Here is a 14,269-nt window from a genome sequence, read left to right on the forward strand (position 1 = left end):
CAAATACGCCATCGCGCCCGCCTCCGCCAAGAGGGGGAAAAACGTCCTTTTTACGCCATTGTGCGTAATGATTCCACCCTTTATGGATATCTGAGGGAAATTTTTGACATCACCAAAAGTTATGTGTGGATTTGTTGAACAGGATACTCATGTAGATTGCGCAACTATTTCCCAATAACTGTTCAACACATAGGATTTACTGTGTCGCGAGCAGATTGTGCGCACACTTTTCGGCGTGTAACACGCAATCAGCCACAGAGATGCCGTCGCGCCAGTTGGCGCGGGTATAGAGCCCGGCAAACGGCGCCAACGCCGCATTCACCGCCGCAATACGCGACAAGTGACCCAACGTATATTGCGGAATCGCCGCCTGATAACGGGTCAAACGACCAAACACCGCGTCGCCCCGCACCCCCAGACACTGATCCAGATCCCGCGTCACTTGCTTAATCACATCATCATCATCCCAATCCACCACGCCGGGATTCATGGCGCCGCCGATAAAGCAGGTGAGCAAGGCATGACGCTCATCGCTACGCTCAGGAAATAGCGTGGAGTTAAACAGCGCGCCCAGGGTGGCGATGCGCTCTTTACGCGGCAGCAGAAAGCCAAAGCCGTCCATGGGGTGGTCGATCTGCGATTTGAGAAAGCCCAGCGCCAGGGAGATGATGGGCGCATAGGGGATCGCCTCCAACGCCTGGGTCGCCGCCGGGGCGAATCCCGCCACCAGCTTGGCCGCCGCCGGAGCGGGCAGGGCCAATACCACCTGCTGGGCGGTCACCTGATGCGCTTGCCCCTGCTGCTCCCACTCAATGGACCAGCCGCCATCGGATTGCGGCGTCAGCGCTGTCACGGCGGCGCCCAGATGCGCGCTGCCTGCGGGCAGTTTCTCGGCAATGGCGCGGGGCAGGCTCTGCATCCCCTGTTTGAAGGAGACCAACCGTCCGGCGGGCATCCCCGCCGCCTTGCGCGCCTTACCCATGGCGATGGCGCCGCGAATCAGCGAGCCATATTTCTCCTCCAGGGCGTAGATCTTGGCGGTGGCGGCGCGCACGGAGAGGGTTTTGGGGTCACCCGCATAGACGCCGGAGACGAATGGCTCGATGGCGTAATCCAAAAACTCCTGACCCAAACGCCGCCGCACGAACTGAGCGATGCTCTCCTCTTCGCTGGCGCGGCCAATCAACGGTTCGAGCGCCAGACGCAGTTTGCCGCCGACGCTGAACAGCGGCGTTTTCACAAACGCCGGCGGCGAAGTGGGCAGGCTGTGCATCACGCCGTCACGGCGCACAAAACGCTTGGCCGCCGCCGCATTGGCCTCGATGAGTTGGTCTTCAATGCCCAGGCTGGCGATCAGACGTCCCAGGCCATCGTCCGGGCTATCGGGTTTTTGCAGCGTGGAGTTGGGGCCATGCTCCACCAACCAGGCGTCGTGACGACTGGTGAGAATGGAGCCGCCTGCTTCAGTGCGGGATTCGAACAGCTGCACATCGCAGCCCGCCTGATGCAGAAACCAGGCGGTGGCCAGACCGGAGACGCCGCCGCCGATGATGGCGACGGAAGCGGAGGAGACGGACATTGACGGACGCTCGCGTCAAGAGGTTGACGAAAGCCCCATGGGAGCCCATTTACGCCCGAGGCGCAAGGCGGGAACTGAAAGAGGGAGGAAGATTATCGAGACGCTATAACGAGTCAAAACCAAAACTGCACAAAACGGCCAATGTTTGCGTGACGCAGTTTGAGCTAGCGCTGACTATTGGCCGCCGACTGGTCGGCGGCGGGGTCTGGGGGCCGCGCCCCCAGCGGGTGTGGGCAGCGCCCACGGTGTGGTTGTTGATCTTGGGAGCTCGAGGGCAACGCCCTCGATATCTTTCATGACCAATACTCAAATTGTCCGATTCTGATTTCAACTGACAATAGCGCTGACTATTGGCCGCCGACTGGTCGGCGGCGGGGTCTGGGGGCCGCGCCCCCAGCGGGGTTTGGGGCGGCGCCCCAAGGTTTGGTCGTTGGGAGCTCGAGGGCAAAGCCCTCGATATCTTCCATTATCAAAATCGCGCATGTCAAATTATAAATCTAAGAGTTTGATTTAAAATATAATCAATCCGCCACCGGACGCAGCACCGCGTCGGCGTGCTCCAGTTCGCCGCCCAGGGTATCCATATCGCGGCGGGTCTTATCGGCGATGCGCTCCGCCATCTCCAGATTGTCCCGGGCTTGCGCCAACTGCGCGCGCAGTTGATCCACTTCGGCGCGCTGGGCAGTGGTGGCGGCCATCACTTGCTTCTTCGCCTCCAGATAGCCCAAACGCTCATTTTCCGTGGAAACTTCTGGATATTCCAACGACATCTGCTGCGCCTTGCGATAGCGCTCACGGGCTTCGCTCATGGGCAGTTCAGCGTATTTCAACGCCCGTTCCGCCAACCGCGTTTTGGCTTCGATCTGCTCGTAGATACGGCGTTTTTCCATCACCACTTCCTCTTGCTGACTCTGCGAGTCGCGCAAACTGGAGATGGCGTTTTGAATGGACTCCACATCTCCGGCGACGACGGGGGAGGCCGCCAGCAACAGGGTGGAGACGGCGATGGTCGAAAGAATCATGCGGAACATGGCGCGCCTGTTTTGAAATCTGTCGCCACACAGTGCATAAGGAAGCCATTGGGTAAAGAAGCCATTGGCCCCCGCAATCCGCGCGGCGTAATGTACCAGGAGGCCGCCGCCTCAATACGGCGACCCATGTTTGCTTGATTGCAGTGAATCCAAGAATCACGCCAAATCATATTCTCAAAGAGTTTTTGACGCCATGACCCATCCATTTCCCCATCGCGCCGCCTTCTACCAGGAGAGCTTTGTTCTCATTCTGGTTCTGCTGGCGGTGGCGGGCCTGCTGTGGCTCTTCTCCCCCTTTGCGCCGGGTCTGTTTCTGGCCGGATTGCTGGCCACGGCCACCTATCCGCTCTATTGGCGTCTGCAGAACTCGCCACGCCTCACCGGAGACGCCGCCAGCGCCATCATGAGCGTGGCGGTGGTGCTGATCGTGGTGGGGCCGCTGCTCTATCTGCTCATCGCCAGCGGCGTGATGGTGGCCCGGCTGGCGGCGGAGGGGCAGGCGTTTTTGGCCACCATGGGCGACTCGCCGGAACAGATCCGCGCGGCGCTGATGGCCAAAGTGCACGCACTGCCGCTGCCCGATGACCAAGTGGACGCGCTGATGGCGTGGTTGATGGAAAATCGCCAGGAGTTGGCGGCGCGGCTGGCCAAAGGGGCGCTGTTTCTGTTTCGCGCGGTGGGCGACAATGGCGCGGCGTTTCTCTCCTCACTGCTGCTCACCGCCTTTGCGCTGTTCTTCTTCTATCGCGACGGACCGGCCATGGCGCGCCGCTTCATGCATCTGACGCCGCTACAAAATTGCTATGATACCATCATCATGCGCCGTTTTGCCGCGCTGTCGTCGGTGTTGACGCTGAGCACCGTGGGCATCGCCTTCATTCAGGGCGTGTCGTTTGGCTTGGCGGCGCTGTTCTGGGATCTGCCGTGGTTTTACTTGGGACTGGCCATGGCGGTGGCGGCGTTTATTCCGGTGGTGGGCGGGTTTGTGGTGTGGGCGCCAGTGAGCTGGCATCTCTACGCCCAGGATCAGGTGGGCGGGGCCTTCTTCATGGCGTTTTGGGGCGCCATCATCGGCGGCGTGGTGATCGACAATCTGCTGCGTCCCATGCTCATGAGCCGCTTGGGCGCGCTCTATCCAGCGGCGCAGGAGGATGGCGACCTCAATATTCTGGATCACACCTTACTCACCGTACTGGCCACCTTCGGCGGTTTGATCCACTTCGGCATTCTCGGACTGCTGTTTGGACCGCTGCTGGCGGCCATGGCCATCACCATTTTCGATCTCTACGAGATGATCCATGGCGATTGGTTGGAGCAGGAGGATGAGATCGATGCGCCAGAACCCTCCTCTTCCGATCAGCAACCCGCGCAATAGGAAACACAGTTGACGCTGATCAAAATCTCCCTGCTGTTCATGGCCACCGCAGTGGCGGAGATCGTCGGCTGCTATCTACCCTGGCTGGTGATCAAGCAGGATAAACCCCTATGGTTGCTGCTCCCCGCCGCGGGCAGTCTGGCGCTGTTTGCATGGCTGTTGACCCTGCACCCCAACGCTGCGGGCAGGACCTACGCCGCCTATGGCGGCATGTATATCGCCGTGGCGCTGGTCTGGCTGCGGGTGGTGGATGGCGTGACGCTGACGCGCTGGGATCTGGTCGGCGCGGGGGTAGCGCTGACCGGCATGGCCATCATCGCGCTACAGCCCTCCACCGGCGGCTAATTCCGATCTATAGCGAATCAAAACCAAAACGGCACAAAACGACCAATGTTTGCGTGATGGAGGTCCGGCTTGCGCTGACTCTTGGCCGCCGACCAGTCGGCGGCGGGGTCTGGGGGCCGCGCCCCCAGCGGCCACAGGCGAAGCCGTATCTCACAAATTGGGCGGACCCACGATTTGGCAGGATTGCCAAATCGGACTCGCGTAGCGAGCCCGAAGGGTGAGGGCCATGGATGGCCCGAATCACGGTGTGGCTGTTGATCTTGGGAGCTCGAGGGCAAAGCCCTCGATATCTTTCATCGCCAAAATCGCTCATGTTCAACTCAAAATTTGACTGAGTATAATCCAGACAAACAATACGCAGAGACAGATGGCGATTAACATAACGCCTTGCCCCTGTGCGGCGCGCTGGGCATGATGGGCGGATAACCGTCCGTCACGCGGTTCTCTCATGAATGAAACAAGCCACTAGAGCCTGTTCACATGCCCGTAGAAACAGTCCAATCCCTGGTGCTCGAAGCGCTGCGCATTGCGCTGATGATCTCCGCGCCCATGCTGGTCACCGCGCTGATCGTCGGTGTAGCGATCTCGCTGTTGCAGGCGGTCACGCAGATCCAGGAGATGACGCTGACCTTTATCCCCAAGATTCTCGCCACCTTCCTGGCGCTGATGATCACCCTGCCGTGGATGATCCAGACGCTGGTGGATTACTTCCAAAACCTGTTCAATTCCATCCCCACGCTGTTGGGTTAGCGCCGCTGACAGGAGCCGATCATGGATCCCATGGCGCTGATGGATTTTCTCGGTTTCTCAGTGGGCGAAGTGGAGCGCATGGCGCTGGTGCTGGCGCGTCTGACCGGGCTGTTTCTGGCCGCGCCGTTCTTCTCCCGCGCCATTGGCCCCATGCGTGTGCGCGTCACCCTGCTGCTGGCCATTACGCTGGTCATCTATCCCCTGGTTCCGCCGTGGCCGGGGGAGGGGGGCGCGTCGGCGTGGGAGTTGGGAACCACGGCGTTTGTTGAGGCGCTCATCGGCGCCATTGTGGGCATGCTGGCGCACTGGGTGTTGGTGGCGGTGCAGGTGGCGGGCACCATCATGGGCTTCGAAATGGGCCTGTCCATGGCCATGGTGATGGACCCCACCTCCGGCGTGCAGGAGGGCGTGCTCTCCAACCTGCTCTATATGACCAGCCTGATGATCTTTCTGGCGGTCAACGGACACCACTGGATGCTCGAAGGAATTGCGCGTTCGTTCACCAGTCTGCCGTTGGGGCAGGGGTTGCCCGAGAGCGCCATTCTGTATGAGGCGGCGCTACAGGGCTTCATGCGTATGTTCGAACTGTCGATTCTCATCGCTGCGCCGGTAGTGGTGGCGTCAAAGATCCTCTATTTGGGCATGGGCTTGATCAACCGCGCTTCGCCACAGATTCAGGTGTTTTTCGTCGCCATGCCCATTGCGCAGATGATGGGCTTTTTCATCATGGGCCTGACGTTGGCGATCTTCAGTCAGGTGATGGTGCGAGAGATGGAGGCGTTCGCCAATCTGGCGTTTAGCGTGGTGAACCTCCGGTAAATTCAAACCGATCAATCCTTCCAACCAGCTTAATGGATATCGACGCACAGACGCCGAATCCCAACGGGAGCGCTGGCCATGGCGGACGAAGATAAGGACCAGAAGACAGAAGAACCCACAGGCAAACGTCTGGCCGACGCACGACAAAAAGGCCAGGTGGTGACCTCCCGTGAGGTGGCTACAGCGGTGCTGATGTTCGCCGCCATGGCGCTGTTCTGGTTGCAGGGCTCCAATCTCTGGCTCTCCCTGCAAGAGAAGATGATGTTTCTGCTCTCGGGGCAGATTCAAGGCGATCTGACCCAACCGGGCATGATCGTCCTGCTGCGCGAGCTGCTCATCGCCATGTTGGTGGATCTGGCGCCCTTCTTTGGCGTATTTGTGGTGATGGCGGTCCTTTCCGCGCTGATTCAACACGGCTGGCTGTTCACCTTCGAGCCGATTCAGCCCAAGCTCTCCAAACTCAACCCCATTCAAGGGGTCAAGCGTCTGTTCTCCATGCGTTCGGTGGTGGAGGCGATCAAATCCGTCTTCAAAATCATCATCGTCGGCATCGCCGTCTATCTGGGGGTGAAGAACAACACCGAACAGATTATGGGATTGGCCGACACCACCATTGCGGAGATGCTCTCCACCCTGGTCTCCGACTCCTTCGCCGTGATGTGGCGGGTGACGGTGGCGTTCATTCTGATGGCGATTTTCGACTTCATCTATCAGAAGTACGAACACATCAAAGGCATGCGCATGACCAAGCAGGAGGTCAAAGATGAGATGAAGCAGATGGAGGGTGATCCGCTGCTCAAAGGGCGCATCCGGCAGATTCAGCGCGAATTGGCCCAGAGCCGCATGATGCAGGAGGTGCCCAAGGCCGATGTGGTGATCACCAACCCGACCCACTACGCCATTGCACTGCGCTATACGCCCGGCGAGATGAGCGCGCCCATGCTCATCGCCAAGGGCAAGGGCCATATTGCGCTGCGCATTCGCGAAATCGCCGAAGAGAACAACATTCCCCGGGTGGAGAACCCACCGCTGGCGCGCACCCTCTATCGCGACGTGGAGGTGGAGCAGGCGATTCCGCCGCAACTGTTCAAGGCGGTGGCCGAAGTGCTGGCCTATGTCTACAACCTGCGCGGACGCAGCGAACAGATGGCGCAGCGGGTGCTGCATCGCAACGCTGTGCATCGGGAAACCGCTTGATTCTCCTCTTCTGATCACCTTACTGTGAGTAAGGAATCAAGGGTCAACCCAGGAGTCGCGCCATGCCCACCGCAACGCTCACCAGTAAAGGACAGATCACCCTGCCTAAGGCGGTGCGGGACCATTTTCACCTGCATCCAGGCGATAAGGTCTCTTTCCAACTCACAACGGATGGCGCGGTGATTCTCACGCCCCTAAATGCGGATATCACGGAATTGGCGGGTATTCTGCACCAACCCAAACGCGCGCCGGTAACACTGGAACAGATGGATGCCGCCATCGCCACAGAGGCAAAAAAACAGGCGCGATGATTGGTCTGGACACCAACGTTCTGGTTCGATTCCTCACTTGGGACGAACCAACACAGGCGCAGCAGGCGACGCAATACATTCAACAACACTGCACGCCACAAACGCCGGGACGCATCACCCTGATTGTGATTTGTGAGCTGGTCTGGGTGCTCAGATCCGCCTATGAAATTTCCCATGGGGATATTCTCGACACCATCGAACGCATCGCCAACGCCGCCTATTTTGATGTAGAGCGGATCGACCTACTGCGCGCTGCTTTGGTTCAAGCTCGAGAGAATACGCTGGATCTGCCGGATTGTCTGATCGCTCTGAGCAATCAACAGGCGGGATGCCGTCACACCATCACGCTGGACAAACACGCGGCCAAGCACAATCCATTCTTTCACCTTCTCAGCTGAAACAGCAGGATATGGACGCCGCAGAGGTCTATGATCAGGCGTTGCGCTGGCTTACGCGACGCGACTACGGCGCCCGCGAGTTGGTGAGTCGTTTAAAGCAAAACGGCGCTTCCCACCAGGATGCGGAATCCGCCTTGGCGCGTTGTCAGGAGTTGGGCTATCAGGATGACGCCCGCTATGCGGCGATGATGGTCAAAAGCCGCCTGGGACGCGGCCAAGGCGCCCAGCGCATTCGTCAGGAGTTGCGCGCCAAAGGGGTGGCCGACGGCGTCATCGACCTGGCTCTGGATGAGGCGCTGGAGCGTCCGGAGAACGATCCCCGGGAACAGGCGCTGCAGGCGCTGATCAAACGCTTTGGCGAAGCATCCACGACAGATCGGCGGGAGATCAAACGACGCTATGATTTCCTCCTGCGGCGCGGATTTGACAGTGAGACCATTCGTAGCGTTTTAGGGCTCTGACGCCGCCCGCTTCCTTGTGGTATACTTCCCCGTTTTTGAACGATCCAGCCCGTGACCTGTGCGCGGCGCGCCCTTGTCAAGCGTATGAGGCAGTCATGACCGGCAATGAGATTCGCAAACGGTTTATTCAATATTTTCAGAAGCATGGACACACCCATGAGCGCTCTTCCGGGTTGATTCCACGCAACGACCCCACGCTGATGTTCACCAACGCCGGCATGGTGCAGTTCAAAAGCGTGTTCCTCGGCGAAGAGAAGCGCCCCTACACCCGCGCGGTCACCTCGCAAAAGTGTGTGCGCGCCGGGGGTAAGCACAACGACCTGGAGAATGTGGGCCGCACCGCGCGTCACCACACCTTCTTTGAGATGCTGGGCAACTTCTCCTTTGGCGACTACTTCAAGAAAGAGGCGATTCCCTTTGCCTGGAGCTTCGTCACCGAAGAGCTGAAGCTGGATCCGGCGCGTCTCTTGGTCACCGTCTACAGCGAAGATGACGAAGCCTTCGACATCTGGACCCAGGACGTCGGTCTGCCGCCGGAGAAGGTGATCCGCATCCCCACCAACGACAACTTCTGGTCCATGGGCGATACCGGTCCCTGTGGTCCCTGCTCGGAGATCTTCTACGACTACGGCCCCAGCGTGGCGGGCGGTCCTCCCGGCTCGGAGGATGAGGATGGCGACCGCTTTGTGGAGATCTGGAACCTGGTCTTCATGCAGTATGATCGCGATAGCGACGGCAATCTCAATCCGCTGCCCAAACCCAGCATCGACACCGGCGCCGGTCTGGAACGCATCGCCTCGGTGATGCAAGGCAAGCAGAACAACTATGACACCGATCTGTTCCAACCGCTGCTGCGGGCGGCGGGCTCCATCGCCGGAGTGGATTATGTCAGCTGCTCCGATGAGCAGCGCGTCTCCCTGCGGGTGATCGCCGACCACATCCGCGCCGCCTGCTTCCTCATCGCCGACGGCGTGCTGCCCTCCAACGAAGGGCGCGGTTACGTGCTGCGGCGCATCATGCGTCGCGCCATGCGCCACGGCAAACTGCTGGGTATTGAACAGCCCTTCATGCATCAACTGGTGGAGGTGCTGGCCGCGCACATGGGCGACGTCTATACGGAGCTGGCCGAACAGCGCAACGCCATCGCCCTGATCATCGAAACCGAAGAGAAGCGCTTCGCCAAAACCTTAAGCGCCGGTCTGAAGATTCTGGAGGAGAACGCCGCCGGTCTCAAAGCGGGCGACGTGCTGGATGGGCAGACCCTGTTCACCCTGTATGACACCTATGGCTTCCCACTGGACCTGACCGCCGACATTCTGCGCGACCGCAACATCGGCGTGGATGAAGAGGGCTTCAACGCCCATATGGCCGAACAGCGTAAGCGCGCCCGCGCCGCCTGGGCCGGCTCGGGCGAAGAGAGCGTTGGGGCCATCTATCACGAAGTTCAGGAGAAGGTGGGCGGCAGCGAATTCCTCGGCTATGTGACCGAAAGCGCCAGCGGCGCAGTGGCGGCGCTGGTCAAAGAGGGCGCGTTGGCGGAGTCCCTGGCCGAGGGCGACAAGGGCTCGCTTATCGCCAACCAGACGCCGTTCTATGGCGAGTCGGGCGGTCAGGTAGGCGACTCCGGCGTGATCGAAACCGCCGATGGCGCGCGCTTCATTGTCACGGATACACAAAAACCGCTGCCCAACCTCATCGTGCACCATGGCCATGTGGCCAAAGGCGCCATCAAAGTGGGCGAAGCGGCGGAGTTCAACGTCAACACCGTGCGCCGTCATCTGATCCGTCTGCACCACTCGGCCACCCACCTGCTGCACCATGCGCTGCGTCAGGTGTTGGGCGAGCATGTGAAGCAGGCAGGCTCCCATGTAAGCGATGGCCGCATGCGTCTGGACTTCTCCCACTTCCAGGCGGTGACGCCTGCGGAGTTGAATGAGATTGAAGATCGCGTCAACGCCGCCATCAGCGCCAACGCCGCCCAAGAGACCACGGTGATGACCCCCGATGAGGCAGTGGCCGCCGGGGCCATGGCGCTGTTTGGCGAGAAGTATGGCGATGAGGTGCGGGTGGTGCGCATTGGCGACTCATTGGAGCTGTGCGGTGGCACCCACGTGGGCCGCTCCGGCGACATGGGGGTGTTCCGCATCGCCAGCGAAAGCGCCGTGGCGGCTGGTGTGCGCCGTATTGAAGGCGTGTGCGGGCCGGTGGCGCGGGAGACCTTCCGCAATGAGAAAGAGGCGCTGATGAGCGCCGCGCAACTGCTCAAAACCCGCCCGGACGCTCTGGCTGAGAGCATCGAAAAGCTGCTGACCAAGCAGAAGGAGCTGGAAAAAGAGCTGGAGAAGATGCAGGCGGCCAAAGCGGGCGACATGGTGGGCGATCTGCTGGCCAAAGCCGTAGAGGTGGGCGGCGTCAAACTGCTGGCCACGCAGATTGAGGGCGTGGAGTCCAAAGCGATGCGCGATCTGCTGGACCGTCTGCGCGATCAACTGGGTTCCGGGGTGATTCTGCTGGCGCAGGCGGGGGAGGACAAAGTGGCCCTCATCGCCGGGGTGACCAAGGATCTGACCGGCAAAGTCAAAGCGGGCGATCTGATGAAGTTCGCCGCGCCCCACGTGGGCGGCAAGGGCGGCGGACGTCCCGACATGGCTCAGGGCGGCGGCAGCGATCCGGCGGGGATTGCGGCGCTGCTGAAGGCGGTTCCCGGTTGGTTGGGGGAACAGCTCGGCTAAACTGAAATTTGATAAGTGCGGAATCCAATCGGTCATCTTCCTAGGGAGATGGCCGATTTACGTTTCGGCAAGCGAAACCCAGGATTGCACAAAACGACCAAAATGTTTGCGTGACGTCGGTGGAGCTTGCGCTAACTATAGTCGCTTGAATCCAGAATGACACACATCCAAATCGCTCAATGTTTGCGTGACGCAGGCTGAACTTGCGCTGACTATGGGACAAATTTCCAACGGAAATTTGTCGGGATTCTTAAGGGTCTGTGACCCTTAAGCGGGTGTGGGCGGAGCCCACGGTTTGGATGTTGACCTTGGGAGCTCGAGGGCATAGCCCTCGATATCTTTCAGCGCCCAAATGTTCACTATTGAATGCTAGCGACTATATTGGCCGCCGACTGGTCGGCGGCGGGGTCTGGGGCCTGTGGCCCCAGCGGGGTTTGGGGCGGCGCCCCAAGGTGTGGAAGTTGGGAGCTCGAGGGCGAAGCCCTCGATATCTTTCATCTTCAACCCGATTGACTCAAAGTGTCTCCAACCAATCAGCCAAACGCCGATTGGCTAACTCTTCAATGCGCGGATGCATCACATAGTACTGCCGTCCCTGCTCTTGAAGTTGTGGTTCGGGGGTTAATGCGCCATCGCGCAATCCCCGCAGCGCGTCAAGCATGCACTCCCACATCATGCGCTCCAGACGGCGGCGGATGAGGGCGAAATCATCCTCCGGCAACACCTGGCACACCCGACGCAGCAGAATCGGGCCGGTATCCACGCCGGAATCCATGCGATGCAGCGTGATGCCCAGATCGGCGCCAAAGGGTTGTGGAGTCGAAAGGACCGGCCACTCCACCACATCCATGCCGCGCCACTGGGGCAGAATGCCCATATGCGCATTGAGCACTCCATGAGGCGCTAAAGAGAGCAACTTCTTGCGGATCAATCCACCGCCGGTAAAGGCGATGACATCCGGCTGCGCCTGTTGCAGGAAGCCAAGGCAATCGGGGTCATTGTGATCGGCAAAGGTGGCGACGGGAACCTGAGCGACCTGCGCCAGTTGAGAGAGTCCCACACCCTCCAGCCCGCGCGTGCGGGCCAGTGCGGTGAGGGTCTCCACGCCATTGGACACCAAGGTTTCGCCGCGATGGCCAAACACCATCTTGCGTTTGACCTTGCGCAGCAGACGCGCGCCGTCACGACGCAACTCGCTGCGCATGCGCTTCCAGGTCCATGGGGTGCGAATGGCGATGGCGCAGGGGGTGATGTTGGCTTCGTCCTGGAGTTGATGCAGCAACATGCGCGCATAGATACTGCCATCCATGGGCGCCAGGATCGCCACGCGCAAAGGAGCGGAAGAGGGGGCGCTCATTGCGCTTGCTCCCACAGATGTTGAACGGCTTGCTCCTGGGCGGCGATGGCCCACGCCATGGCGGCCAGTCCGGGACGGTAACGGCGGGGAAGGGAGCGGGGGAAATCCCAATCGGTCAATTTCAACGCGCCATTCACAAAGCGCCAATCCAGTTGCCTGCGAGCATACTCCGCCAATGCGGCGGCAATACGCGCGCGCTGCGGCCACGGCATGGACCGACCCGCGCCATCGGCCAGACAATCCTGACGCCGAATCTCAATATGCCGCAATAGACGCTCCATCTGCGCAGCCAAGCGCGCATCGGCATGATTCACCCAGAGGGGAAGAAAGCGCGCCAGTTCCGGCGCCGCGCCGGTTTTCGGCGTGACGATAGCGTCATTGGGTAACGCTTTCATCCAACTTTGCAATACGCTTGTTTGCGACGCTGAATCGCTCGGCGCGATGGATATGGAACAGGACGCATCCACCCATCCGGCCTGATGCCCCCACGTCCACGCCACCATCAAGGCGTGACGCTCATCAGTGTCCAGCGTCTCCACGCCCACGCTGTGACACAGCGCAATGCAGCGCGCAAACAGCTCTTGCCGCTGATCCGGGGTGATCTCCTGCTGCAACGCATCGGCGGCGCGATCCAATACCCACGCCACCCCACGCCGCCACAAAGCGACGCTCTTCTGCTCCACGCTATGCGCCATTAAGCCGACTCCTCCCAGCGCAGAATGCCGCTGCGTCCCTCCAAGCCCTGCAACGCTTCGCCGCTGATATAGAGTTCACCCGGCGGCATGGGCCCTTCGGCGCAGGAGATGACGCCAAACTTAAACAAACTCATGGGACGCCAGCGATCCTTGGTAAAACGATACGCCTCTTGCCAATGGAAACCATCGCGACTGGTCAACACCTGACTCTCATTGCTCAAAATGCCCGGGCCCTCCTCCACCGTGGTGAAGGCGACCATCAGACCATCGCTCAAGGTGGCGCCATACCAGCAGGAGTTATCGACCTTCTGACCCACCTCCAACACACCATCCTGTCGCGATAGGCGGCATGCGTAGTTCTGCGCCAAATTGCTATCGGTCAGCCAACAGATATGCTTCGGCGTAAAAAAGAGCCGCACGGCGCGATAGAGCTGTGTGCCGTCGCCAAACTGATCGACGTGAGCAAAACGATCCCGGGTGCAGTAGAGATAACACTCGCCATCTTCATCCCCCACCGCCGCCCAGATGGCGCTGGGGTCAAATGGATCGCCATACACGCCGTGCACATGACGCGCCTGTCCGGGGGCGAATTCATGCGCGATCTCCCATTGGCTCAGATCCGGCGCAATGCGCCAGATGCGCACAGGCCCGCGCTCGGCGTTGCGAAAGTACTCGCCAAAGTAGATCCAACCATCCGACGCTTCATGGATTCCGCCATGCAGCACGCAGTCGCCCTGAATGGCGAACAGGGGCCGCAAGGAGTGTTTGTGCCCAGCATCAGGATCCGGCAACGCAAAGACCCAGCCGCCACGAATGCCCAGCAGACGCCCCTGACTGGTGAGGAAGAGATTGCACTTGTCGCCGCGCAACACCCGCTGTCCCAGACGGAACCAACTGGCCCAGTCGCGCGGCGAGCAGAAAGGGAAGCGCCCATGACGCCGCCACTGTTTGCCGTCGCCATACAAAATCTCACGCCCGCGCGTGGCCCACAGGCCGCCCTTGGCGTCGCGATGATGCAGAAAGCTGCGTCCTGGCAGCGGAGTAAACGTAACCCTTGGTTGGGCGTTGCTCACGTCGCCCTCTCCTGGCTGAATTTCTGTGAAAATAGTCGCTAGCATTCAAAAGTGAATACAAGGGTGTTGGAAGATATCGAGGGCTTCGCCCTCGAGCTCCCAAGATCAAAACCCACACCGTGGGGCTCCGCCCCACACCCCGCTGG

At 60.2% G+C, this 14,269-nt stretch carries 14 protein-coding genes; 9 read left to right on the plus strand and 5 right to left on the minus strand.

Features of this window, described 5'->3' with window-relative positions; all coding sequences use genetic code 11:
• Positions 1-196: 196 nt before the first annotated feature.
• Positions 197-1,579, minus strand: a complete 1,383-nt coding sequence (gene hemG, locus MAIT1_RS05300; protein ID WP_085441266.1) for a protoporphyrinogen oxidase — start codon at positions 1,577-1,579, stop codon at positions 197-199.
• Between the two features lie 521 nt (positions 1,580-2,100).
• Positions 2,101-2,610, minus strand: coding sequence for a hypothetical protein (locus tag MAIT1_RS05305; protein ID WP_085441267.1), 510 nt, complete (start codon positions 2,608-2,610; stop codon positions 2,101-2,103).
• 193 nt (positions 2,611-2,803) lie between these two features.
• Between MAIT1_RS05305 and MAIT1_RS05310 the strand changes: the two genes are divergently transcribed.
• The 9 genes from MAIT1_RS05310 (at position 2,804) to alaS (ending at position 10,998) form a co-directional block, all read left to right on the plus strand.
• Positions 2,804-3,985: an AI-2E family transporter gene (locus MAIT1_RS05310; protein ID WP_085441268.1), complete on the plus strand. Its 1,182-nt coding sequence runs from the start codon at positions 2,804-2,806 to the stop codon at positions 3,983-3,985.
• Positions 3,986-3,994: 9 nt separating this feature from the next.
• Positions 3,995-4,330: a YnfA family protein gene (locus tag MAIT1_RS05315; protein WP_085441269.1), complete on the plus strand. Its 336-nt coding sequence runs from the start codon at positions 3,995-3,997 to the stop codon at positions 4,328-4,330.
• A 480-nt stretch (positions 4,331-4,810) separates the two neighbouring features.
• A complete protein-coding gene (gene fliQ, locus MAIT1_RS05320; protein ID WP_085441270.1) occupies positions 4,811-5,080 on the plus strand; it encodes a flagellar biosynthesis protein FliQ in 270 nt (89 codons plus the stop codon).
• 21 nt (positions 5,081-5,101) lie between these two features.
• The gene (gene fliR, locus MAIT1_RS05325; protein ID WP_085441271.1) at positions 5,102-5,899 is read left to right on the plus strand and encodes a flagellar biosynthetic protein FliR; all 798 of its coding nucleotides are present in this window, start codon (positions 5,102-5,104) and stop codon (positions 5,897-5,899) included.
• A gap of 78 nt (positions 5,900-5,977) precedes the next feature.
• On the plus strand, positions 5,978-7,096 hold the full coding sequence (flhB, locus tag MAIT1_RS05330) for a flagellar biosynthesis protein FlhB (RefSeq protein WP_085441272.1): 1,119 nt from the start codon (positions 5,978-5,980) through the stop codon (positions 7,094-7,096).
• A 62-nt stretch (positions 7,097-7,158) separates the two neighbouring features.
• Positions 7,159-7,407 carry an AbrB/MazE/SpoVT family DNA-binding domain-containing protein gene (locus MAIT1_RS05335; RefSeq protein WP_085441273.1) on the plus strand — a complete coding sequence of 83 codons (249 nt, stop codon included), beginning with the start codon at positions 7,159-7,161 and terminating at the stop codon, positions 7,405-7,407.
• Positions 7,404-7,805 carry a PIN domain-containing protein gene (locus MAIT1_RS05340; protein WP_085441274.1) on the plus strand — a complete coding sequence of 134 codons (402 nt, stop codon included), beginning with the start codon at positions 7,404-7,406 and terminating at the stop codon, positions 7,803-7,805. Before MAIT1_RS05335 ends, MAIT1_RS05340 begins: the two co-directional genes overlap by 4 nt.
• 11 nt (positions 7,806-7,816) lie before the next feature.
• Positions 7,817-8,266, plus strand: coding sequence for a regulatory protein RecX (locus MAIT1_RS05345; RefSeq protein WP_158089326.1), 450 nt, complete (start codon positions 7,817-7,819; stop codon positions 8,264-8,266).
• 95 nt (positions 8,267-8,361) lie between these two features.
• Positions 8,362-10,998: an alanine--tRNA ligase gene (gene alaS / locus MAIT1_RS05350; protein ID WP_085441276.1), complete on the plus strand. Its 2,637-nt coding sequence runs from the start codon at positions 8,362-8,364 to the stop codon at positions 10,996-10,998.
• A 514-nt stretch (positions 10,999-11,512) separates the two neighbouring features.
• Here alaS and MAIT1_RS05355 read toward each other — a convergent pair.
• The 3 genes from MAIT1_RS05355 to MAIT1_RS05365 are packed head-to-tail and all read right to left on the minus strand — an operon-like array spanning position 11,513 to position 14,123.
• A complete protein-coding gene (locus MAIT1_RS05355) occupies positions 11,513-12,355 on the minus strand; it encodes a formyltransferase family protein (RefSeq protein ID WP_085441277.1) in 843 nt (280 codons plus the stop codon).
• Entirely contained in the window at positions 12,352-13,050 is a 699-nt protein-coding gene (locus MAIT1_RS05360) for a hypothetical protein (RefSeq protein WP_085441278.1), read from the minus strand. Before MAIT1_RS05360 ends, MAIT1_RS05355 begins: the two co-directional genes overlap by 4 nt.
• Entirely contained in the window at positions 13,050-14,123 is a 1,074-nt protein-coding gene (locus tag MAIT1_RS05365; protein ID WP_085441279.1) for a hypothetical protein, read from the minus strand. The genes MAIT1_RS05360 and MAIT1_RS05365 overlap by 1 nt, the downstream gene beginning before the upstream one ends.
• Between the last annotated feature and the right edge of the window lie 146 nt (positions 14,124-14,269).

The organism is Magnetofaba australis IT-1, assembly GCF_002109495.1.
Lineage (GTDB): Bacteria > Pseudomonadota > Magnetococcia > Magnetococcales > Magnetococcaceae > Magnetofaba > Magnetofaba australis.

Excerpts from the sequence above, each read along its gene's own strand:
- MAIT1_RS05340 (WP_085441274.1), top strand. The coding sequence starts at position 7,404 with ATGATTGGTCTGGACACCAACGTTCTGGTTCGATTCCTCACTTGGGAC.
- MAIT1_RS05305 (WP_085441267.1), bottom strand. The coding sequence starts at position 2,610 with ATGTTCCGCATGATTCTTTCGACCATCGCCGTCTCCACCCTGTTGCTG.
- MAIT1_RS05335 (WP_085441273.1), top strand. The coding sequence starts at position 7,159 with ATGCCCACCGCAACGCTCACCAGTAAAGGACAGATCACCCTGCCTAAG.
- MAIT1_RS05345 (WP_158089326.1), top strand. The coding sequence starts at position 7,817 with ATGGACGCCGCAGAGGTCTATGATCAGGCGTTGCGCTGGCTTACGCGA.
- alaS (WP_085441276.1), top strand. The coding sequence starts at position 8,362 with ATGACCGGCAATGAGATTCGCAAACGGTTTATTCAATATTTTCAGAAG.
- fliR (WP_085441271.1), top strand. The coding sequence starts at position 5,102 with ATGGATCCCATGGCGCTGATGGATTTTCTCGGTTTCTCAGTGGGCGAA.
- hemG (WP_085441266.1), bottom strand. The coding sequence starts at position 1,579 with ATGTCCGTCTCCTCCGCTTCCGTCGCCATCATCGGCGGCGGCGTCTCC.
- MAIT1_RS05360 (WP_085441278.1), bottom strand. The coding sequence starts at position 13,050 with ATGGCGCATAGCGTGGAGCAGAAGAGCGTCGCTTTGTGGCGGCGTGGG.
- fliQ (WP_085441270.1), top strand. The coding sequence starts at position 4,811 with ATGCCCGTAGAAACAGTCCAATCCCTGGTGCTCGAAGCGCTGCGCATT.
- flhB (WP_085441272.1), top strand. The coding sequence starts at position 5,978 with ATGGCGGACGAAGATAAGGACCAGAAGACAGAAGAACCCACAGGCAAA.
- MAIT1_RS05310 (WP_085441268.1), top strand. The coding sequence starts at position 2,804 with ATGACCCATCCATTTCCCCATCGCGCCGCCTTCTACCAGGAGAGCTTT.
- MAIT1_RS05355 (WP_085441277.1), bottom strand. The coding sequence starts at position 12,355 with ATGAGCGCCCCCTCTTCCGCTCCTTTGCGCGTGGCGATCCTGGCGCCC.